This window comes from Bacteroides sp. CACC 737 (assembly GCF_013874375.1).
GTDB classification, from domain to species: domain Bacteria; phylum Bacteroidota; class Bacteroidia; order Bacteroidales; family Bacteroidaceae; genus Bacteroides; species Bacteroides uniformis.
The window spans coordinates 1,384,748-1,406,876 of record NZ_CP059408.1 but is presented as its reverse complement, the minus strand read 5'-3'; the positions used below and the strand labels follow the sequence as shown (position 1 = coordinate 1,406,876).

Sequence of the window (22,129 nt, the reverse complement as noted above, 5' to 3'; positions counted from 1 at the left end):
TTATTCCTCCTCAAGCCATTGTCCTATTGCTTTTACAAGCCTGTCATTCTCCTCCCGGCTCTGGGCGGCTATGCGGAAGAAGTGTTCATTCAGTCCGTCGAAGTTGGAGGCGTCCCGAATCAAGATGCCATGCTCCCCTGCCAGATAGTCTTTCAAGGCGGAAGCCCTACCCATACGGAGGCACACCAGCATGAAATGGGTTTCGGTGGCCCATACTTCCAGTCCTCCCAATGCCTCGAGCGCACTGCGCAGGCGGGCAGCCTCTTGCAAGTAAGACGCCACATCCAGCGGATTGGGAACATCATGTTCCAACAGATGGAGTCCCGCCTCAATGGCAAGCTGGTTGACCGACCAGGGCATACGGTTGGTACGCAGGCGATGCAGCAGGTGGGGAGCGCCGGTGACATATCCCAGTCGCAGACCGGGAACGGCATAACGCTTGGTCATGGAGTGCAGCAGCAGAACGTTGGGAAATTCCGCCGCCTCGGCAGCAGAGAAAAGCGGACGCAAGGTGAAAAACTCGTAAGACTGGTCGATGACGAAACATACCTGCGGATTATGACTGATAAGTGTTGCCAGATATTCCTTCTCCACGACCGTTCCAGTAGGGTTGTTGGGATTGCACAGCCACAGCATGCGCACCTCTTCCGGCAAGCGATACCCCTCGCTCTCCGCAGGAAGCCGATAGAGGGAAGTGACCCGATGGCCGTGCATGCGGCAGGCATCGGCATATTCACTGAAAGTGGGCTGCACAATGGCGGTGTTTGTCCCGCGGAAAGTCTGCGCGGTGAGATAAATGGCTTCGGTAGCTCCGTTCGTCACGCACACTGCCTCGGCAGGAAGACGGTGGCGGCGGGCAAGGCAGGCCTCAAGCGTGTAAGGCTCCGGTTCGGGATAGTTGCCGATGCCGTCAATCCGGGCACACAGATGCGCCTTCAAGGCAGAGAGGTCTACCCTGCTGTAAACGTTCGAGCTGAAGTTTGCCGTAATGGGACGGCTGTATTTATAGGAATCGTCTCCGTGTCCTTCAATCATGGTTCTTTGTCAATATTTGGTAGATAAGCGGCAGGTTGACGTGGCGGCGCACGTGCTCGGCAAGCCTATCGTATTGTTCTTCTTTGAATGTATGGTAATCGAAAGCGCCGGCATTCCCGGACAGTTTGTCTGCAAAAGGCGCAAGCAGGAAATCTATGAATTCCGGATTGTCGAGAATGCCATGAATATAAGTCCCCATGCAGGTGGAGTCCACGTAGTAACCATCGGTAGAGCCGTTCTCCAGAAGATTCAAGGGAGAATCGGGAGTACCTTCCACAGGGGTGGTCACTCCCATATGGATTTCATAGCCCTGCATGAATGGAGAATGGAGAGTGGAAGATGGAGAATGGGGATTGCACAGACCGAACTTCACCTGGCGGGTCACCTTCTCTCCCGACATGCGGGTACTGATGGGCAACAGCCCCAGTCCGGGCAGGCGTTCGATGTCCCCCTCCACATGCTCAGGGTCGAGCACCTCCTGCCCCATCATCTGATAGCCGCCGCAGATACCCATCACGGTGGCACCTTCACGATGGGCACGGATGATGGCAGCCGCCACACCGTTACGGCGCAATTCGTAAAGATCATCAAGCGTGCTCTTGGAACCGGGCAGCAGGATGACGTCGGCCTTTGCCAACTCATCCACATTGTTGGTATAGAAGAGATGTACGCGCGGGTCACGTTCCAGGACATTAAAATCGGTGAAGTTACTGAGGTGGCGCAGCAGAATGACGGCGATGTTCACCTTTCCCTTCTCGGCACGGACAGACTTTGCGGCAAGCGCCACGGAGTCTTCTTCTTCAATGTAGATATCACGGTAGTAAGGTACTACCCCGACAACGGGAATGCCGCAAAGCTCCTCCAGCATCGTAATGCCCGACTCGAAGAGACGTATATCCCCCCGGAACTTGTTGATAAGAATTCCTTTAATGCGTTCCCGCTCATGGGGACGAAGCAACATCAGCGAACCATAGACACTGGCAAACACACCACCACGGTCAATGTCCCCCACAAGGATTACATCGGCTCCGGCATGTAGGGCCATCGGCAGATTGACAAGGTCGGTATCCCGCAGATTGATTTCGGAGATGCTTCCCGCGCCTTCCAGCACAACGGGATTATAGCGAGCGGCAAGGCGGTCGTAGGCAGCACAAACCTCCCGGCGCAGCTCGTCGCGTCCTTCCTTGCGGAAATACTCATAAGCATTGCGGTTGCCGATAGGACGCCCGTTGAGGACAACCTGCGAGGTGTGGTCCGACTGCGGTTTCAGCAGCAGCGGATTCATGTCCGTGTGGCAAGGCACTCCGGCGGCTTCTGCCTGCACAGCCTGGGCACGGCCTATCTCCAGCCCTTCGGGAGTGGCAAATGAATTGAGCGCCATATTCTGTGCCTTGAACGGTGCGGGCTGATAGCCGTCCTGCTTGAAGATGCGGCAGAAGGCGGCAGCAATGATGCTCTTTCCCACATCACTGCCCGTCCCGGCAAACATAATCGGATGAAGTTTCTCCATAAATTCCATTTTAGCGAATGCAAAGATAGTGCAAATCCGAATATCTCTCCCATTCATAAGACATATCTTCGGAAACTATTCGTTATATTTGTAACGTTCTATTCAAAAAGATGACTACTGAACAATTCCCACCTCCTCTTGTTTAGAGAAACAAGAACCCCTAAACCGAACGAACTTATGAATAATCTATTATGCCGGAGATTTTTTCCGGCTGCTGCCTGCATGCTGCTTGCCATCGGTGGAGTGGCCGCACAAACCTCCCTTCCCCTTAGCTTCGGTGATGCCCTAAGACAGATGCAAAACGGCAACCGCAGCCTGAAAATAGCTGACAAGGGAATTGAAGCCGCCCGTGCGGAACGTGACAAACTGAATGCCCTCTGGTACCCCTCCCTGCAAGGTGCCGGTACGTTCGTGCATCTTTCCGAAAAGATAGAGGTAAAACAGCCCCTTTCTCAGTTCACCGACCCGGCAAAGGACTTTGTGCACAACATCGTGCCGGACGACCAATTCATCAGCAGCATACTCGACCAGATAGGCTCCCATACCCTTGCCTTTCCACTGGCTCCACGCAACCTGACTTCCGTCGGCCTGACCGCCGAATGGGTCGTATTCTCCGGCGGCAAACGCATCCGGGCCTCGAAGATAGGCAACACCATGATAGACATCGCCCGCGAAAACCGGGGACAGACCGATGCCACGCAACGCACCCTGCTGGCAGAAAGCTACTTCGGGCTGAAACTTGCCCAAGAAGTGGTACGCGTGCGGCAGGAGACTTACAACAGCCTGCAACGCCATTACCAGAATGCCCTTAAACTGGAAGCTGCCGGCATGATAGACAAGGCAGGCCGGCTCTTTGCCCAAGTGAATATGGACGAAGCCTCCCGCTCACTGGAGGCTGCCCGGAAGGAGGCCTCCGTCGTGCAAAGTGCCCTACGCACCCTGCTCAACCTGCAAGACACATGCAGCATCCATCCTACCTCGGAGCTTTTCATCAACGACCAACTACCCGCCAAAGAGGAGTTCCTGCAAGCCATGCGGGTGGAGAACTACACCGTGAACCAACTGCAACTGCAGTCACAGATTGCCCGCCAGCAGCTCCGCATCGACCAGAGCGGCTACCTGCCGGACATCGCCGTATTCGGCAAGCAGACCCTCTATGCCCACGGCATACAAAGCAATCTTCTCCCTCGCACCATCGTAGGCGTGGGATTCACCTGGAACCTGTTCGACGGACTGGCACGTGAGAAGCGCATCCGCCAGTCGAAGATAGCCCAGCAGACCCTTGCCCTGGGACAAGAAAAAGCCAAAGAAGACCTGAGCGTAGGCATCGACAAGCTCTACACCCAACTGCAAAAGGCACAAGACAACGTACGCGCCTTGAATACCACCATCGAGCTGAGCGAAGAGCTGGTGCGAATCCGCAAGAAATCCTTTGCCGAAGGCATGGCAACCAGTACCGAGGTCGTAGATGCGGAAACGATGCTGGCAACCGTCCGCGTGGCGCGTCTGGCAGCCTACTACGAATATGATGTGGCACTGATGAACCTGCTGGCTATCTGCGGAACGCCGGAACGGTTCGAGAAATATTTCGAGACAACTTATTAAAACCTACCCTTTATGAAAATCAATAATAAAAGCATCAGCATTGCATTCGTCATTATCCTGGCCGCAACGGTCATCATTTCGCTTGCCGGCATGTTACTCATGAACCGGCAGCCCCTGGTCCTGCAAGGACAAGTGGAAGCAACGGAAATACGTATCAGCGGAAAGCTGCCCGGACGTGTGGACTCCTTCCTCGTACAAGAGGGCGACTGGGTGAAGGCAGGCGATACGCTTGTCGTCATCAACAGCCCCACCATCGAAGCCAAATACCGCCAGGTGAATGCCCTGGAGCAGGTGGCCCAGGAGCAGAACAAGAAGATAGACGCCGGCACCCGCCGCCAGATTGTGGCCACCGCCCGGCAACTCTGGAACAAGACGCAGAGCGACCTTGCCCTCGCCAAGACCACTTACCAGCGCATTGTAACGCTTTATAAGGACAGTGTCGTCACCTCCCAGCGGCGTGACGAGGTGGAAGCCATGTACAAAGCTGCCCAAGCCGCCGAACGTGCCGCCTACGAGCAATACCAGATGGCCGTAGACGGAGCGCAGAGCGAGGACCGCGCCTCGGCCCGCAGCCTGGTGGAAGCGGCGCGAAGCACCGTCGATGAAGTCTCCTCCCTCCTCGTCGACTCCCGTCTCACCGCTCCCGAAGACGGCCAGATAGCCACCATCTTCCCCAAACGCGGAGAACTGGTGGCTCCCGGAACTCCCATCATGAGCCTCGTCGTGATGGACGATGCACACGTGGTACTGAACATACGCGAGGACCTGATGCCGCAATTCAAGATAGGAGGCACTTTCCGTGCCGATGTCCCCGCCATCGACGGCAAGGACATTGAATTCCGCATCTATTACATCAGTCCGCTGGGCAGCTTCGCCACCTGGAAATCCACCAAACAGACGGGCAGCTATGACATGCAGACGTTCGAGATACACGCACGTCCCACACAGCAGGTAGAGGGATTGAGACCGGGGATGTCCGTACTCTTAAAAATGAAGAATAAAAAATGAAAGATAAAGAATTTGGCTACGCAATGAAAGCGCTCCGCATGGTTATCCGTCGCGAATGGCACCGCATGACCTCCCGCCGTCTATACCTCGGCGTCTGCGTCGTGCTACCCTTACTCTGTCTGTTCTTCATGGCCACCATCTTTGGAAACGGACAGATGGAGAACATTCCCGTGGGTATCGTCGACCTGGACAACACTGCCACTTCGCGCAATATCTCCCGACGCATCTCTGCCGCCCCCACCTTCCGTGTGACGGAGCACTTCACCGACGAAGCCGACGCCCGCCGGGCATTGCAACAGAAGGACATATACGGCTACCTCGTCATCCCGCCCCGCTTCGAACAGAAGGCGGTGACGGGAGCTGGCGCAACGCTCACCTATTATTACCACTATGCCCTCCTCTCGGTAGGCAGCGAGCTGATGGCGGCGTTCGAGAATACGCTTGCCCCCGTGGCGCTCTCGCCCATCGTGATGCAGGCCGAAGCACTGGGAGTAAGCGGAGAACAGATACAGACCTTTCTGCTCCCCGTAGAAGCCAGTACCCATCCCCTCTACAATCCGGACATGGACTACTCCATCTACCTGAGCCAGCCTTTCTTTTTCGTACTGTTCCAGATACTCATCCTGCTCACCACCGTCTACTCCATAGGCAGCGAACTGAAATTCGGCAGCGTCGGCGAATGGCTGGAGACGGCACGAGGCAATATCCTCACTGCCGTAGCAGGGAAACTGCTGCCCTATACCCTCATCTTCTCGTCCATCGGTATCCTGGCAAACTATGTACTGTTCGGCCCGCTACATATCCCCTTCGCTGGCAGTCTGTGGCTGATGAATGCAATGACCGTGCTCTTCATCATCGCTACCCAGGCATTGGCGGTCTTTATCTATTCTGTCTTTCCCAAGATTGCCTATATCATCAGTGTAGTATCCATGGTGGGGTCGTTGGGGGCTACGCTGTCCGGAGTCACGTTTCCCGTTACAGCCATGTATGCGCCCGTGCATGCGGCCTCCTACCTCTTCCCCGTGCGGCACTTCACGGAGGCGGCACAAGCCATGATTTACTTCGATGCAGGGTTTGCCTACTTCTGGCAGTCGGTAGCTACACTCTTCATCTTCCTATTGGCAGCACTGCTGATACTGCCATTGCTGAAATGGTGGATAAAAAAAGAGATAAGGGAAGAAGCAATCTCCGCCTCCCCATCACCTTGCCCACCTACCGCATTGTCAACAGCTTCTGTCATCCGCCACGAGTGGCATGCCATCGCCACCAATCCCGCCATCCTGCTCGTGCTGGCAGGCGGTATCTTCCTCTACGGACTGCTCTACAACTACATGTACGCCCCCAACCTAGTGCGCAAGGCTCCCGTCGCAGTGGTAGACCTCTCCCACTCCGCCCTCAGCCGCGAATACATCCGACTGCTCGACGCCACTCCCCAGACCGCCGTCTACGGCCAGACACCCAACATCCTCGAAGCCCGCCAATGGATGAAGCAGGGCGACGTGGCAGGCATCCTTTACCTGCCTGCCGACTTCGAGGCACGTGTGGCACGGGGCGAGACTTCGGTCTTCGTACTCTATGCCGCCACGGACGCTTTCCTCAACTTCAAAGGACTGCAAGAATCCAGTGCGCGCGTCATGCTTGCCGTGAACGATGCCCACCGCATGGAGGGCACCGTATTCCTACCTCCGCAAGGACTGCTGGCAGTGGCTTCGTCCGCTCCCGTCAGCGTGTCCGGCACGGCGCTCTACAACTATACAGAGGGCTACGGTTCCTATCTGATTCCCGCCGTCCTAATTGTCATCATCTTCCAGACGATGCTGATGGTGATTGCCATGCTGACGGGCGAGGAAGCGGAAGCCCGAAGAAAAGGAATACGGCTGATGCGTGCCGACTCATTGAAGGATACATTACGGATTGTCGGAGGCAGGACCTTCGTATACTTCATGCTCTACGTGGTGTTTTCCCTATTCCTGCTGGGACTGTTGCCGCACCTGTTCAGCATCCCACACATCGGCAGCGGAGGAGACATCGTCACAATGATGATACCCTTCCTGCTGGGCACGAGTTTCCTTGCCCTGGCCGTCTCCCGCTGGTTTACAGACTCCGAAGCGCCGTTGCTGATGATAGCCTTCTTCTCTGTGGGCTATATCTTCCTTTCGGGCGTGTCCTATCCGCTGGAGCTGATGCCGTGGTATTGGCAGACAGCCCACTATCTGTTTCCGGCAGGTCCTGCCGTACTTGCTTTTGTAAAACTGAATTCAATGGGTGGAACGCTGGCCGACGTATGGCCGCAGATGCTGACGATGTGGATACAAGTATTGGTCTATGGAACTTTGGCGCTCTGCACTACACGCCACCTCTACGGAAAAGGAAAAGTGAAGGCATAAAAAAAGGCTATCTATCCCAGACAGCCAATCTTTTGTTAACCTTAAATCTAATACTATGAAAAACACATTGCAAATGTACGGACTTCCCCGAAATATCCAAAATTTCTGTCCATGACGGTCTCATTTATAACATGGTTTAATAGGAATATGCCGTTGTTAACAGATAGAGGCTGGTCAAATAAGAAATTTTCACTATCTTCATCCCCAAAATCGAACATCATAACTAAAGAATATTTTGCCATGATTCATACCATACTCGATACAGACCTTTACAAATTCACCACCTCGTATGCCTACATCAAATTGTTTCCCTATGCCATGGGCACTTTCAGCTTCAAGGACAGAGACGACACCGCCTATACGGACACGTTTCTGAAGGAACTGCAAGAGGCGGTGGACAGCCTGGCACAGACCGTACTTACTGCCGAAGAGCTGGAATACATGACCCGCCACTGCCGTTTCCTGCCGAGGGTCTATTGGGAGTGGCTCTCCTCCTTCCGCTTCCAGCCGGAGAAGGTAAGCATCCATCTGGACGAGGACCGGCACCTGAACATTGAAATCACGGACTATCTGTACAAGGCCACCCTTTACGAAGTCCCCCTGCTTTCCATCGTATCCGAAATAAAGAACCGTTCTTTGGGAAACGTGGCCGACATGGACGGCATACTCTGCAAACTGTCCGAAAAGGTGGCACTCTCCAACCGACACCAGCTGTATTTTTCGGAGTTCGGCACCCGGAGACGCTTCTCGTTCGAGGTACAGGACAAAGTCATAGACCGTCTGAAGGAAGCCGCCGAATACTGTACCGGGACTTCCAACTGCCACTTCGCCATGAAATACGGCATGAAGCCTATGGGGACGCATCCGCATGAATGGTTCATGTTCCACGGCGCACAGTTCGGCTACAAACACGCCAACTACATGGCCTTGGAAAACTGGGTGAACGTGTACGACGGTGACTTGGGCATCGCACTGTCCGATACCTATACCTCCGGCATTTTCTTAAGTAACCTGAGCCGCAAGCAGGCCAAACTATTCGACGGTGTACGCTGCGACTCCGGCGATGAATTCGATTTCACCGACAAGCTCGTTGCCCGCTACCGCGAACTGGGCATCGACCCTACCACTAAAACCATCGTCTTCAGCAATGCGCTCGATTTTGGCAAGGCACTCGACATCCAGGAGCATTGCAGGGGCAAAATCCGCTGCTCCTTCGGCATCGGCACCAATCTGACGAATGATACCGGATTCAAGCCCTCCAACATCGTAATGAAACTGACGCAATGCAAGATGAACGTCAACCAGGAATGGCGCGAATGCGTGAAGCTGTCCGACGATGCAGGAAAGCATATCGGCAGCGAAGCGGAAGTACGGGCATGTCTGTATGATTTAAGGCTCGGACAGCAAATAGAACCCCTATGCTGAAAACAGCTTCCCGGCGGTTAGCGATAAGTGCTTACTGTCTTTTCCTTTTGTAGGCAAACTCTTGCCATTTCTCCTCCGGCCAGTCCTGCCGCTGCATCTCCATGCGGGCCATGACGAAGAACAAGTCCGAAAGGCGGTTGATGAAGCGCAGAATATCCTCGTTCACGGGGTCTTGGCGATGGAGTGTCCACAAACGGCGTTCGGCACGGCGGGCCACGGTACGGGCAAACTGCAGTTGGGCTGATATGGGAGTGCCACCAGGCAAAAGGAAGTAGCCGTTGTCCGTCAGCAGGACGGTCATGGCATCCATCTCCTGCTCACAGCGCAGCGTGAGCTCTGCGGCAGAAAGCGGATTAGGGTTCACCACTCCCGAGGGAGTGGCCACATGGCTCATCACCACCATCAGTTCCCGCTGGACAGCATGCAGCAACTCCTGCCATCCATCTTCTGCCGCCAGCATGGAGCGCACGATACCAATCACGGCATTCAATTCATCAAGGCATCCGTTTGCCTCGATACGGATGTCATCTTTCGGCACACGCGCGCCACCATGAATACCCGTTGTTCCTTTGTCTCCAGTTTTGGTATAGACTCTTTTCATACTCTATTTGATAAATCAGTAGGGTCTTCCAAAGAAGACAAGCGATAAGTATTCAGTTTCATAATATATTTAAATGAAAACAAAGATACTCCACTATTTCAAGAACACAAACGAAATTACATAAAATATCAATGCGCTATTTTAGAGTTCACCGAACAAAGCCATCACATCCACCTCGCCCCAATACAGATGCGTATAACTGGCTATCAGGTTCTTATAGCGAAAGACGGGAGTGGTTACCTTCTCTCCTTTGGCATTGTAAACCTGCGCTATCGAGGGAGGAAGACTGCACGCACCACCTTCTTTTCCATCAGTTTCGGGCACGGCAAACTGCGTATAATGGAATTCGTGTCCTTTAAGCCGCCATCCGTTATAGTCGAACCGGCGGTATCCCAATGTCAGTTTCCTGCGTTTACGCTCGTTCGTAATGCTGAAAGGCAATACTCCTACCATCTCATTTCCAATATTGCCTACACAGCTCCCGGCACTTCCCCCGTCCGTATCCCCATCAGAAAGAACGGACTGCGAAAGATATATCATCCCCCCGCATTCCGCCAGCGTCCTGCCACCGGCCTCTATATAGCTGCGGATAGACTCCCTGGCAAGCCTTGCCCCGGCAAGTTCCTCCAGACGGTTCTCGGGATAGCCGCCGGGCAGATAGAGCAAATCCGTCTCTTGCGGAACAGCCCGGTCCTGCTCCGGATTGAAGAAAGTGACCGTGCCCATACGGCGCAGAATATCCAGATGTTCCGCATAGAGGAAGGAAAAGGACTCTTCGTTGCGCGCTACCGAGATATGCAGCTTCCCCGGCTCTGATAGTATCGGCTTCTCCTCCACAGCCGCCGCAGGCAATGGAAGCCCGGTTGTCGAGAGCAGCAGTTCCCAGTCCACATGTTCCTCCAGCAAGCCTACCAGCATGTCCAGCCCCTCCGTCTCCTTAGAACGGCTGAAATCCAGCCCCAGATGGCGTGACTCCTGCTCCAGTTCCTTCTGCTTGGGCAGATAGCCCAGACAAGTCACGTTCAAGTCTTCACAGACCTCCTGCAGCATCCGGTAGTGGCGGAGCGAGCCGACACGATTGAAGATAACTCCCGCAATACGTATATCCGGACGGAAATTGATGAACCCCGACAACAAAGGAGCCATGGAATAGGCAGCCGACTTGGCATCAACCACCAGCACCACAGGAATACCCAAGAGCCGTGCCACTTCTGCCGACGAGCCCCGGTCGCGGTCGTACCCGTCGTACATCCCCATCATCCCCTCGACCACGGCAACATCCGCATCCGCCGAATAGCGTGCATACAGACTGCTTACGTGCTCCTGAGATGCCATGAAAGTATCCAGATTGACGGAAGGACGGCCGCATACCGCCTCGTGATACTTAGTATCTATATAATCGGGACCGCACTTGAAAGGCTGCACCTTCAGACCTTTCTTCACAAACAATGCCATCAGTCCACGACTGACGGTGGTCTTTCCACTGCCCGATGTAGGGGCGGCTATGAGAAACTGAGAGATGGAACGCATAATTAATGTGCTAATGATTTAATGTACCAATGTGCTAATCGGCTGCGCTATACTTGCGCTACTTCCCCATGCCGCAGGTCATTGGCACATTGGCATATTGGCACATTAGCACATTTTCAACGTGCAAAGATAAGCATATCTCCGACAAAAGTTTTATCTTAGCTGCCAAAATAAAACATACCACCATGATAACCGAAGAACTTAAGAAACTCTACATCGCACATACCGGACACGAACCGGAACAGATTGACGAACTCCCCTCCTCCGGCTCCAACCGCCGTTACTTCCGCCTCATCGGAAGTCCTACACTTATCGGCGTCAGCGGAGAGTCTGTGGAGGAGAACCGCGCCTTCCTCTACATGGCAGAACATTTCCGCCAGAAAGGACTGCCCGTACCGCAAGTGTTCATCCGCTCCGAAGATGATATCTATTATCTGCAAGAAGACCTGGGCGACTCGCTCCTATTCAATGCCATCGAGAAAGGCCGCAAGACCAGCGTATTCGGCGAGGATGAGAAGCAGTTACTGCGCAAGACCATCCGTCTGCTGCCCGCCGTGCAGTTTGCCGGAGCCGACGGCATGGACTTCTCCTACTGCTACCCGCAGGCAGAGTTCAACAGCCGCAGCATTCTGTGGGACCTGAACTACTTTAAATACTGCTTCCTCAAGGCTACGGGGATGGACTTTCAGGAAGACCGGCTGGAGGACGACTTCCAGAAGATGGCAGACGTGTTGCTCCGTAGCAGCTCCGCCACCTTCATGTACCGCGACTTCCAGAGCCGTAACGTTATGATAAAGGACGGCGAGCCGTGGCTCATCGACTTCCAGGGCGGACGCAAAGGTCCGGTTTACTACGACGTAGCCTCCTTCTTGTGGCAAGCCAAAGCAAACTATCCCGACAGCCTGCGCCAAGAGTTGCTGAAGGAATACATCGACGCCCTGCGCAAGTACCAGCCCGTGGACGAGGCTTATTTCTATGCCCAGCTTCGCCACTTCGTATTGTTCCGCACCATGCAGGTGCTGGGTGCCTATGGTTTCCGCGGTTACTTCGAGAAGAAGCCCCACTTCATACAAAGTGTCCCCTTCGCCATCGAGAACCTGCGCCAGCTGCTCCAAGAGCCTTATCCCGAATATCCCTACCTCTGCCGGATTCTGCGCGAACTTACCGAGCTGAAACAGTTTACAGACGACCTGCAAAAGCGCCGCCTCGTGGTGAAAGTCACCAGCTTTGCCTACAAAAAAGGTATCCCCGAAGATTCCACGGGCAACGGAGGAGGTTTCGTCTTTGACTGCCGCGCTGTGAACAACCCCGGCAAGTACGAGCGTTACAAACCCTTCACGGGACTGGACGAACCCGTTATCCGCTTCCTGGAAGACGACGGCGAGATAGCCGTATTCCTGGAGCATGCCTACGCCCTTGTCGACGCTTCCGTGAAGCGCTACATGGAACGCGGCTTCACCAATCTGTCTGTCTGCTTCGGCTGCACCGGCGGACAGCACCGCTCCGTATATTCGGCACAACACCTGGCGGAACATCTGCACAAGAAGTTCGGCGTGCAAGTGAACCTGATACATAGAGAACAGAATATTGAACAGACGTTTAAGGCCAAAGTTTAATGTGCTAATGTGAGAATATGCCAATATGAAAGCCATGATTTTCGCCGCCGGCCTGGGCACCCGGTTGCGCCCCTTGACGGACCACATGCCCAAGGCCCTCGTTCCCGTAGCAGGAAAGCCCATGCTGGAACGGGTGATACTGCGGTTGAAGGAAGCAGGATTCAACGAGATAATGGTCAATATCCACCACTTCGGGGAGCAGATTATCGACTTCCTCCGTGCCCACGACAACTTCGGCACGGAGATTCACATCAGCGACGAACGCGGCATGCTGCTCGACACCGGAGGAGGCATCAAAAAGGCACGCCCCTTTCTGGACGGACAAGAACCTTTTCTGGTGCACAACGCGGATATTCTGACGGATATTGACCTTGCAGGTCTCTACCGCCACCATCTGGAGAGCGATGCGGAGTCTACCCTGCTTGTGAGCGAGCGCAAGACTTCCCGCTATCTCCTTTTTGACGACGACTACCACCTGCACGGCTGGATAAACAAGTCCACCGGAGAGGTGAAACCGGCAGGCTTCGACTACCGGGAAACGAAGTACCGGGAACTCGCCTTCGGAGGAATCCATGTCATCTCCCCCTCCCTCTTCCGCCTGATGGACGATGGGCAGTGGGACGGCAAGTTCTCCATCATTCCTTTCTACTTGTCCGCCTGCACAAAGGTGCACATACAAGGCTATCCGCTGCAAGGATTCCGCTGGTTCGACATCGGCAAACCGGAGACACTGGCACAAGCGGAGGAATACTACAAACAAAAATAACAAGTAATGTAAAGCAGCCTAACATTACTTGTTAGCTCTCTTTACATTACTTGTTATCAAATCAACCTATGTACCATAGATTATCTATGGTGAAACTACGCCAGTGCCAGTATCAGCAACTGAGCCGTCAGCACCCGCAGGAACATAGCCAGCGGATAGACCGTGGCATATCCCACCGCAGGGGCATCGCAGGATGTCAAGTCCGAGGAATAGGCCAATGCAGGTGGATTGGTGTTAGCTCCGGACAGCACACCTATCAGCGTATAGTAGTTCAGCTTCCAGAAATAGCGCCCCATGAATCCTGTCACCAGCAACGGAACGACCGTGATGATGGCCCCATAGCCAATCCACACATAGCCGCCTTCGTAGATAATGGTATCGATGAATCCCTTTCCTGCACCCAACCCCACGCAGGCCAGGAACAAGGCGATACCGATTTCGCGTATCATCAGATTGGCACTCATCGTCGTGTAGGTTATCAGCTTATATTGAGGCCCGAAACGGCTGATGAGGATGGAAACCACCAACGGTCCACCGGCCAGTCCCAGTTTCACGGGTTGGGGAATGCCGGGGAACATGAACGGCAGACTGCCCAAGATACATCCCAGGGCAATACCCAGGAAGATAGGAATCAAGTTTGGATGGTTGAGACGCTTCAGCGAGTTTCCCAATACCTTCTCCGCATGGCTCACGGCAAGCTCACTGCCTACAATCGTCACACGGTCTCCCATCTGCAACTGCAAGTGGGGAGTTGCCACCAGGTCCACGCCCGAACGGTTGATACGAGTGATGCAGGCACCGAAGTTGTTACGTATCTTGAGCTGAGACAGAGACTTGCCGTTCAGTTCCGGCTTGGTGATGAGGATGCGGCGTGAAATCAAGTTCTTGTCCTCCCGTTCCCACTCCACCGAAATTTTTCTTCCGAAGAAGGCAACAATGGCCTCCACATCTTTCGGGTTGGCAATGAACAGAATTTCATCCTGCATGTGCAGCACCGTATCGGCATTCGCCAGTTCTGTTTCCTGACTGCCGGTGTGCCGGATGCGGGAGATGACAAACGCACGGTTCAACAATGGTTTCACATCTCTGATCCGCTTGCCGTCTATTGCCTCATTGCGTATCTCTACCGATATGGGACGCACGGTCAGCTCCTGCAGATGACCCAGCCCGTGCTCGGCATCCTCCTCTTCTTTTTGGGTGTTAATCCGCATGAAAATCTTCAAGGCTAGCAGCGCCAGGATGCAGCCCACCACACCCAGCGGATAGGCAACGGCATATCCGAGTGCGATTTCCGGAGCATCCACCCCGTTGAGGTCACTGTTTGCCTGCTGGGCAGCACCCAGACCGGGGGTATTGGTCACGGCTCCGGACAAGATACCCACCATCGTAGTAATGGGAATTCCGGTGGCAAAGTGCAATACAATGGTGATAACCACGCTGAGGAAGACGGAAAGCATTGCTACCATGTTCAGCGTAAGTCCACCCTTCTTGAAAGCGGAGAAGAATCCCGGTCCTACTTGCAGACCGATGGAATAGACAAACAGTATCAAGCCGAACTCCTTCAGGAAGTGCAGCAGATGTTCGTCGAGGTTCATGTCGAAATGTCCGAAGACAATGCCCACAAACAAAATCCAGGTGACACCCAGCGAGATACCCGCCACTTTCAACTTGCCCAGCATGATACCGAAGGTGATGACCAGGGACAGAATTAGGACAGAGTGTGCCACTCCTCCGCCCCAAAGGTTGGGATAACCCTCAAAGAGGTTTCTTAATAGTTCCATAGTTTCTATCTTTAGTTTTTACTTTTCAGCCTTATTGTTTAATTCTTAATTCTCTATTTAAAAAGTGTATCCCCACAGAAATCACTTCTCCGGGGATACGCATTTCACACATAAAAAATAACTACTATTATAAAGGCATGTTGCCGTGCTTTTTCGGTGGATTGCTCTGATTCTTGTTGTGCGCCATCTCCAATGCCTGCACTAGCTTGTAGCGGGTATCGCGCGGCATGATGACCTCGTCTATGAGGCCACGCTCGGCAGCGCGGTAAGGGTTGGAGAACTTGCTTTCGTACTCCTTGATAATCTCCTGCTTCTCTTCGGCAGAGGACTTACGGTAGAGGATGTTCACCGCACCCTCGGCACCCATCACGGCGATTTCCGCCTGCGGATAAGCCAGGTTCACGTCGGCACCCGTCGGTTTGCTGGACATCACGATGTAGGCGCCGCCGTATGCCTTGCGGGTAATCAGCGTTATCTTGGGCACGGTGGCCTCGGCATAGGCATAGACAATCTTGGCGCCGTGGCGGATGATGCCGTTGTGCTCCTGCATCGTTCCGGGCAAGAAGCCGGGAACATCTTCGAAGGTTATCAGCGGGATGTTGAAGCAGTCGCAGAAACGAATGAAACGTGCCGCCTTGTCGCTGGCATCAATATCGAGCACACCCGCCAAATAGGCAGGTTGGTTTGCCACGATACCTACCGAACGCCCGTTCAGACGACCGAAACCGATAACGACGTTCTTGGCAAAGTGAGGCATCACTTCGAAGAAGTACTGGTTGTCCAGCACCGGTTCTATAATATCCTTGATGTCATAGGGCATGTTCGGGTCCTCAGGAATGACGGTCTGAAGCGCCTCTACCCGGCGATGGATATCGTCGGAGCAGGGAGTGAAGGGAGCATCCTCCATATTGTTGGACGGCAGGAAGCTCAGCAGCTCGCGGATGCTCATCAGTGTCTCCTCCTCCGTATTGCACATGAAGTGGGTAACGCCGCTCTTGCTGCTATGCGTATAGGCACCGCCCAGTTCCTCCTTGTCCACCTCCTCGTGGGTCACGGTCTTTACCACGTCCGGACCGGTGATGAACATGTGGCTCTGCTCCTTTACCATGAAGATAAAGTCGGTGAGCGCCGGAGAGTAGCATGCCCCACCGGCACACGGACCCAGAATGGCGGATATCTGCGGAATGACACCCGACGCAATGGTGTTCTGATAGAAGATGGAGGCATAGCCTGCCAAGCTGTTCACACCTTCCTGGATGCGTGCGCCGCCCGAATCGTTGAGGGCAATGACGGGAGCACCGTTCTTCAGGGCAAGCTGCTGCACCTTTACAATCTTTGCGGCATTCGTCTCGCTGAGCGAACCGCCATGCGCCGTGAAGTCGTAGGCATAGACAAATACAAGGCGGCCGTCTATCTTTCCGTAACCGGACACCATGCCGTCTCCGGCAATCTGTTTCTTCTCCATGCCGAAGTTGGTGCAACGGTGGTTCACGAACTTGTCCAGCTCATTGAACGAGCCTTTGTCCAGCAGCATGTCAATACGTTCGCGGGCAGTCATGCGGCCGGAGGCGTGTTGTTTCTCTATCTTGTCTACGCCCCCACCCAGCGAGGCACGTTTGTCCAGTTCCTCAAACTGGCGATATATTTCTTCTCTGTTCATATTTGCATTTACAATTTAGTGATTTATAATATACGGACTGAATGCGACTCGGGATTATTCCTCCTTTATCAACTCCAATTCAATCAATACTTGGTTGGCATTTACCGGTTCGCCCTCGCTCACGAGGATGTTGCGGACGATGCAGTCGGCATTTACCTTATAGTTACTCTGCATCTTCATGGCTTCCAGCACCACGGCAATGTCGCCGGCAGCCAGTCGGTCGCCCACCTTGACGGGGATGCTTACCACCTTGCCCGGCATCGGAGCCAAAATCTTGTCGCCCTGCTTCTCGTCGGCTCCTTTCTTCATGTGCAGATACTTGGCTTGCGTGTCTACAATGTCTACGTGGAAGGAACGCTGGAGCATGCTGATGTCATAACTCTTGCCGCCCTCGCCGCGCACAAGGCCTGCGTTGAACGAGTTTCCGTTGTGCAGGATGGAGCAACTTCCGTTCTCTGCCATCACAATGTCCACTTCGTAGGGCTTTCCGTCAATGGTAAGTTGTACCTTATTCCCTTCCTTACCCACCAGGGTAATGTCTGCGATACGGTCTCCTATATGTATTTCCATTATTAATTATCCATTATCAATTATCCATTATCAATTATCCATTCCTTAAATCCTGAGCACTCCCTTCTGCAAGCCAAATTCCCTCCAACGGCTGATGGGGCGGGCATCGGGTAGCTGTGCCGAAACATTCTCCTCCAGATTAACCAGATAGTCCATATAGGCAGCTATCATGGCTATGTTCTCCAACTCTTCGTTGGCAGTGTTGGTGCGTACCAGCATGCGGGCGTTCTTCTCGATAAAGAGGGTGTTGTACTCTCCCTTCACAAAGTCGGGCACGTGCATGATGCGCTTCAGATAGGCAAGGTTGGTCTTTACGCCCGTAATTTTGTACTCGTAGAGCACACGGCGCATACGCTCGATGGCATACTGGCGGGTGGTTGCCCATACGATGAGCTTACCTATCATAGGGTCGTAGTAGATGGGAATCTCATAGCCGTCGTACACATAGCTGTCTATACGCACACCGATTCCGTTCGGCTCCGTCAGTTGCTTGATGACACCGGGAGACGGCATGAAGTTGTTTTCCGTATCTTCGGCACAGATGCGGCACTCTATAGCATGGCCGCGCTGGAACAGTTCCTCCTGCTTGAGGTGCAGCACCTCGTCGTTAGCAATGCGGATTTGCTCTTTCACCAGGTCCACGCCTACCACTTCTTCCGTGATGGGGTGCTCTACTTGCAAGCGCGTATTCATTTCGAGGAAGTAGAACCGACGGTTCTTGTCTACCAGAAACTCGATGGTACCTGCACCGGAGTAGTTTACTGCCTTGGCTGCGGCAACCGCCTTCTCTCCCATCTCCCGGCGCAATTCCGGCGTAAGGAAGGGTGACGGGCTTTCTTCTACCACCTTCTGATTGCGACGCTGCACGGAGCATTCGCGGTCGAAGAGGTGGATGACGTTGCCGTGGTTGTCGCCCAATATCTGGAACTCGATGTGGTGGGGTTCTTCCACGAACTTTTCCAGATAGACCGTGTCGTCTCCAAAGGAGGACATGGACTCGGAGCGTGCCGTGTTGTAGGCTTCCACCACTTCGCTCTCGTTATGGATAAGGCGCATACCTTTACCACCGCCACCCATAGACGCCTTCAGCATCACGGGATAACCTATCTCGTTGCAGATGCGCACGGCTTCTTCGGCACTCTGCAAAGGTTGTTCCGTTCCGGGAACCACGGGTACGCCTGCCGCAATCATTCGCTTGCGGGCAGCTATCTTGTCGCCCATCGCCTCCATCGTCTCGGCGGCGGGACCGATAAAGATAATCCCTTCCTCCTTGCAACGGCGTGCAAACTCCGAGTTCTCCGACAAAAAGCCGTAACCCGGATGGATGGCATCGGCACCGCATCGCTTTGCCGTGGCAATCACTTTTTCAATATTCAGATAACTCTCTTTTGCCACGGCCGGTCCTATCGGATAAGCCTCATCGGCATATGCCACATGATGAGAGGTACGGTCGGCCTCGGAGAAGACCGCAACCGTAAGCAGTCCCATCTCCCGGCACGAACGCATGACGCGCAAGGCAATCTCACCTCTGTTAGCAATCAATACTTTCTTAATCATTTTACTTTTTCTTTAATATATAAAGGATATATATAGTCACACCACAATGCGGACATACCTTTAACAAAGGCATTCCATTTCTTGTTTAAATGTTCAACTAATATCTTCGTACTGTCTTCCTAACCCACGAGCAAAGGCAGCCTTTAATGAATGGCAGGTCTTCTGACTGACTCCTAATCCTGAAGCCTTCCCGATATTTCAATGCATATCAGTGGCAAGGGTGTTTTTCATGATATAAACGGAGCTTCACAGCAGCGGGACTGTCCGGGATTTACACCCGATTCCCTTTTAATCCAGATGATGGAAACATGCATCCGGAACCAATTCGCGGGCAAAGATAACAAAAATTATCAGGAGTATTCGCAAACCTAATAGTTTTTGTTATCTTTGTCCCAGTTTTGGTTTCACCTCTCCCGGTTCTGTTGGAGATGAGTGATGAAAAAGGGAATCAGGTGCAAATCCTGAACAGACCCGCTGCTGTAAGTCCTTCCAAAATCTTTGAATATTCTACAAGCCACTGTCCGCCCGGCGGATGGGAAGGCATTCAAAGAGGGATAAGTCAGAAGACCTGCCAAGACAACATAGTTTTAGTGCTTTCGGGGAATAAAGCAACAAAACATTGAGTCGAGGCATTCTTTATCCATATAAAGGAATCTTTCTCTTTGTTCATTTTTCCTTGAGGGCAAGTTACGAACGCTTATAAGGAACTGAAATGAGATTCATCACAGGACTGCTATTTACATTTATCTGCCTACTGCCTGCAGGTAGTATGGCACAGAATAAGGTCACCTTATCCGGAAAAGTCATAGACCAGCACGGGACACCGGTATCCCAAGCCACCATCGCTGTGGAAAACACCACCTCCGGCACCTATACGGACGACCGGGGGAAGTATTCACTACAAGTCACTCCGGGTAAACATACCTTCGTCGTCTCCTTCCTGGGCTACCAAACCGTGAAACAAACTTTTGACATCCGACAGGATAAAAAACAGAACTTCACATTGCAGGAAAGCTCCGTGGCATTGAATTCTGTCGAAGTATACGGAAAGACCCAAACGCAGAAAGTGAAGGAAGGGGCCTTTGCTGTCAATGCACTCGACATCAAGCCGATAGTAAACTCTCTGAATAACCTCAACGACCTGGTGAACCGTACAACGGGCATTAAGGTGAGAGAGGAAGGCGGAGTTGGCTCGGACTTCGACCTCTCCATCAATGGAATGTCTGGTAATTCCATACGTTATTTCTTAGACGGAATACCATTGGACACAAAAGGCAGCGGCGTTTCATTGGCAAATCTGCCGGTCAATATCATCGACCGGATTGAAATTTATAAAGGAGTAGTACCTACCAGTCTGGGTACAGATGCATTGGGAGGTGCCATCAATATCATTACAAAACAAGAGAAGAAGAACTATCTGGATGTCTCTTACGGTATCGGTTCCTTCCATACTCACAAGGCAGACTTGAATGCCCAGTTTGTAGAGCCTCGAACCGGACTGATCATTAAACCCACCTTTGGGGTCAATTACTCCAAAAACGATTATATGATGAGAGATGTCGAAGTCTGGGATGAAGACAGCCGCAAATACATTCTGACTGACCGTAGACGCTTCCATGATGACTATTTTTCACTGTTCGGACAAATGGAAATCGGCTTTGCCAATAAGTCCTGGGCAGATGCTTTTTTTGTTTCCGCCTCTTACTCCAAAGTAGACAAGGAGTTGCAGACAGGCTCTGTACAGAGTAAGGTATATGGAATGGCAGAAAGAGGCTCCGATGCATGGAACATTTCAGCCCGCTATCAAAAGCATAATTTCATTTGGAAGAACATGCAGCTGAATGCCGCACTCTCGCACACTTGGGACCATTCATTGACCACAGATACAGCCTACCGTAAGTATGACTGGAACGGAGATTATATCGTAAGCTCACGTAACGAAATCACAGGACGGGGCCGTTCGATGCGCCATTACAAACGTCCCCTGACCATTGGCCGCGCCAATTTGGACTATCGGTTGAACAACCATCACTCCCTCAACCTAAACTATCTATTAAGCCGCATCGGCAATGACCGCTATGATGAAGCGGATACTGATTTTGAAGCCTCCAATGATATTCTGGCAAAACATGTGACAGGCTTCTCCTACAATCAGTCCCTTCTCGAAGAAAAAATGAGCAATACCTTTTTTGTAAAGAACTACATCAACCACCTGAATATCCGGCAAACGGATTTATCCAGCATCACCGGGTCGAAGGATGTAAAAGGGACAATAACCAAAAAGTATTGGGGCTACGGTATCGGTTCACGCTACACAGCCATAAAACCTTTATCCATTAAAATTTCCTATGAGCACAGCGTCCGGCTACCCCTTGCCCGCGAATTATTGGGAAACGGTACCACCATATATGCCAATGTAGCCTTGAAACCCGAAAGCAGCGACAACATCAATCTGGGTATCTTCGGCACATGGCATCCTGCCCCCGGCCATACACTTTATTATGAAGCAAACGGTTTCCTGCGCTATGTGGACGACTATATCCAAGCCACCGTAGAAACCAAAGAAGGTATGATGCAATATAAGAATGTTCCGGCTGTACATATCAAGGGCATAGAAGGAGAAGTACGTTACGACTGGCAAAGCAAGTTACAGCTTGCCACCAATGTCAGTTTTCAAGAGGCACGCGACCAGAACAGATACAAGACTGACGGGAAGCCTTCGGCAACTTACAACAACCGGGTACCCAACCGCCCCTGGCTCTTCGGAAGTGCAGAAGCAAGCTATCTTTTCCACAATGTGGTTCTGCCCGAAAGCAAATTACGGCTGAGTTGCAGTTATCAGTGGGTGCACTGGTTCTTCCTGACATGGGAGGCCTATGGCTCTCGCGAAAGCAAGGCACGCATCCCGGCACAACACATTTGCAATGCCGACATCACCTATTCATGGAAACGAGGACGATACAATATTTCGCTGGAATGCTCGAACCTACTCGACAAATTGGCTTATGACAACTATAAACTGCAAAAGCCCGGACGAGCATTCTTCGCCAAATTCAGATTATTCATCAACTAACTAAT

At 52.7% G+C, this 22,129-nt stretch carries 15 protein-coding genes and 2 riboswitches; of the genes, 7 read left to right on the top strand and 8 right to left on the bottom strand.

All coding sequences use genetic code 11. The annotated features are described in order from the left end of the window. Together H1A11_RS06075 and H1A11_RS06070 are read right to left on the bottom strand one after the other, a co-directional pair. Entirely contained in the window at window positions 1-1,035 is a 1,035-nt protein-coding gene (locus H1A11_RS06075; protein WP_057258550.1) for a threonine-phosphate decarboxylase, read from the bottom strand. Then, window positions 1,028-2,545, bottom strand: a complete 1,518-nt coding sequence (locus H1A11_RS06070; protein ID WP_181757893.1) for a cobyric acid synthase — start codon at window positions 2,543-2,545, stop codon at window positions 1,028-1,030. The genes H1A11_RS06075 and H1A11_RS06070 overlap by 8 nt, the downstream gene beginning before the upstream one ends. Window positions 2,546-2,722: 177 nt before the next feature. Between H1A11_RS06070 and H1A11_RS06065 the strand changes: the two genes are divergently transcribed. The 4 genes from H1A11_RS06065 to pncB all read left to right on the top strand — a co-directional run bounded on the left by H1A11_RS06065 (window position 2,723) and on the right by pncB (window position 8,970). Then, window positions 2,723-4,150 carry a TolC family protein gene (locus H1A11_RS06065; protein WP_117599550.1) on the top strand — a complete coding sequence of 476 codons (1,428 nt, stop codon included), beginning with the start codon at window positions 2,723-2,725 and terminating at the stop codon, window positions 4,148-4,150. Window positions 4,151-4,162: 12 nt separating this feature from the next. Further along, a complete protein-coding gene (locus tag H1A11_RS06060) occupies window positions 4,163-5,158 on the top strand; it encodes an HlyD family secretion protein (protein ID WP_117599549.1) in 996 nt (331 codons plus the stop codon). Next, complete coding sequence (locus H1A11_RS06055; RefSeq protein ID WP_181757892.1) at window positions 5,155-7,545, top strand: ABC transporter permease; 2,391 nt, start codon at window positions 5,155-5,157, stop codon at window positions 7,543-7,545. The genes H1A11_RS06060 and H1A11_RS06055 overlap by 4 nt, the downstream gene beginning before the upstream one ends. Window positions 7,546-7,785: 240 nt before the next feature. After that, on the top strand, window positions 7,786-8,970 hold the full coding sequence (gene pncB / locus H1A11_RS06050) for a nicotinate phosphoribosyltransferase (RefSeq protein WP_005829296.1): 1,185 nt from the start codon (window positions 7,786-7,788) through the stop codon (window positions 8,968-8,970). A gap of 31 nt (window positions 8,971-9,001) precedes the next feature. Here pncB and H1A11_RS06045 read toward each other — a convergent pair whose 3' ends face one another. Then, entirely contained in the window at window positions 9,002-9,571 is a 570-nt protein-coding gene (locus tag H1A11_RS06045) for a cob(I)yrinic acid a,c-diamide adenosyltransferase (RefSeq protein WP_022401002.1), read from the bottom strand. Window positions 9,572-9,712: 141 nt separating this feature from the next. Then, window positions 9,713-11,101, bottom strand: a complete 1,389-nt coding sequence (locus H1A11_RS06040; RefSeq protein ID WP_181757891.1) for a cobyrinate a,c-diamide synthase — start codon at window positions 11,099-11,101, stop codon at window positions 9,713-9,715. A gap of 185 nt (window positions 11,102-11,286) precedes the next feature. On the opposite strand from H1A11_RS06040, the gene H1A11_RS06035 reads away from it, so the two are divergent. Both H1A11_RS06035 and H1A11_RS06030 read left to right on the top strand, forming a co-directional pair. After that, window positions 11,287-12,717, top strand: coding sequence for an RNase adapter RapZ (locus H1A11_RS06035; protein ID WP_008663434.1), 1,431 nt, complete (start codon window positions 11,287-11,289; stop codon window positions 12,715-12,717). Window positions 12,718-12,742: 25 nt separating this feature from the next. Next, on the top strand, window positions 12,743-13,483 hold the full coding sequence (locus H1A11_RS06030) for a nucleotidyltransferase family protein (protein WP_034523164.1): 741 nt from the start codon (window positions 12,743-12,745) through the stop codon (window positions 13,481-13,483). Window positions 13,484-13,578: 95 nt separating this feature from the next. Here H1A11_RS06030 and H1A11_RS06025 read toward each other — a convergent pair whose 3' ends face one another. From H1A11_RS06025 to accC, 4 genes are all read right to left on the bottom strand, one after another. Next, entirely contained in the window at window positions 13,579-15,264 is a 1,686-nt protein-coding gene (locus H1A11_RS06025; protein WP_009038541.1) for a putative transporter, read from the bottom strand. A 127-nt stretch (window positions 15,265-15,391) separates the two neighbouring features. Continuing rightward, the gene (locus H1A11_RS06020) at window positions 15,392-16,924 is read right to left on the bottom strand and encodes an acyl-CoA carboxylase subunit beta (RefSeq protein WP_005829355.1); all 1,533 of its coding nucleotides are present in this window, start codon (window positions 16,922-16,924) and stop codon (window positions 15,392-15,394) included. A 54-nt stretch (window positions 16,925-16,978) separates the two neighbouring features. Next, the gene (locus H1A11_RS06015; protein WP_005836686.1) at window positions 16,979-17,494 is read right to left on the bottom strand and encodes a biotin/lipoyl-containing protein; all 516 of its coding nucleotides are present in this window, start codon (window positions 17,492-17,494) and stop codon (window positions 16,979-16,981) included. A gap of 45 nt (window positions 17,495-17,539) precedes the next feature. Next, window positions 17,540-19,051, bottom strand: a complete 1,512-nt coding sequence (gene accC, locus H1A11_RS06010) for an acetyl-CoA carboxylase biotin carboxylase subunit (RefSeq protein ID WP_005829359.1) — start codon at window positions 19,049-19,051, stop codon at window positions 17,540-17,542. 134 nt (window positions 19,052-19,185) lie between these two features. Then, a riboswitch (cobalamin riboswitch) is annotated at window positions 19,186-19,391 on the bottom strand. Window positions 19,392-19,433: 42 nt separating this feature from the next. Further along, window positions 19,434-19,642, top strand: a riboswitch (cobalamin riboswitch). Between the two features lie 121 nt (window positions 19,643-19,763). On the opposite strand from accC, the gene H1A11_RS06005 reads away from it, so the two are divergent. Continuing rightward, window positions 19,764-22,124, top strand: a complete 2,361-nt coding sequence (locus H1A11_RS06005) for a TonB-dependent receptor (RefSeq protein WP_181757890.1) — start codon at window positions 19,764-19,766, stop codon at window positions 22,122-22,124. Window positions 22,125-22,129 lie beyond the last annotated feature (5 nt).

Excerpts from the sequence above, each read along its gene's own strand:
- H1A11_RS06075 (WP_057258550.1), bottom strand. The coding sequence starts at position 1,035 with ATGATTGAAGGACACGGAGACGATTCCTATAAATACAGCCGTCCCATT.
- H1A11_RS06045 (WP_022401002.1), bottom strand. The coding sequence starts at position 9,571 with ATGAAAAGAGTCTATACCAAAACTGGAGACAAAGGAACAACGGGTATT.
- H1A11_RS06065 (WP_117599550.1), top strand. The coding sequence starts at position 2,723 with ATGAATAATCTATTATGCCGGAGATTTTTTCCGGCTGCTGCCTGCATG.
- H1A11_RS06070 (WP_181757893.1), bottom strand. The coding sequence starts at position 2,545 with ATGGAGAAACTTCATCCGATTATGTTTGCCGGGACGGGCAGTGATGTG.
- H1A11_RS06035 (WP_008663434.1), top strand. The coding sequence starts at position 11,287 with ATGATAACCGAAGAACTTAAGAAACTCTACATCGCACATACCGGACAC.
- H1A11_RS06015 (WP_005836686.1), bottom strand. The coding sequence starts at position 17,494 with ATGGAAATACATATAGGAGACCGTATCGCAGACATTACCCTGGTGGGT.
- pncB (WP_005829296.1), top strand. The coding sequence starts at position 7,786 with ATGATTCATACCATACTCGATACAGACCTTTACAAATTCACCACCTCG.
- H1A11_RS06025 (WP_009038541.1), bottom strand. The coding sequence starts at position 15,264 with ATGGAACTATTAAGAAACCTCTTTGAGGGTTATCCCAACCTTTGGGGC.
- H1A11_RS06030 (WP_034523164.1), top strand. The coding sequence starts at position 12,743 with ATGAAAGCCATGATTTTCGCCGCCGGCCTGGGCACCCGGTTGCGCCCC.
- H1A11_RS06055 (WP_181757892.1), top strand. The coding sequence starts at position 5,155 with ATGAAAGATAAAGAATTTGGCTACGCAATGAAAGCGCTCCGCATGGTT.
- H1A11_RS06005 (WP_181757890.1), top strand. The coding sequence starts at position 19,764 with ATGAGATTCATCACAGGACTGCTATTTACATTTATCTGCCTACTGCCT.
- H1A11_RS06040 (WP_181757891.1), bottom strand. The coding sequence starts at position 11,101 with ATGCGTTCCATCTCTCAGTTTCTCATAGCCGCCCCTACATCGGGCAGT.
- H1A11_RS06060 (WP_117599549.1), top strand. The coding sequence starts at position 4,163 with ATGAAAATCAATAATAAAAGCATCAGCATTGCATTCGTCATTATCCTG.
- accC (WP_005829359.1), bottom strand. The coding sequence starts at position 19,051 with ATGATTAAGAAAGTATTGATTGCTAACAGAGGTGAGATTGCCTTGCGC.
- H1A11_RS06020 (WP_005829355.1), bottom strand. The coding sequence starts at position 16,924 with ATGAACAGAGAAGAAATATATCGCCAGTTTGAGGAACTGGACAAACGT.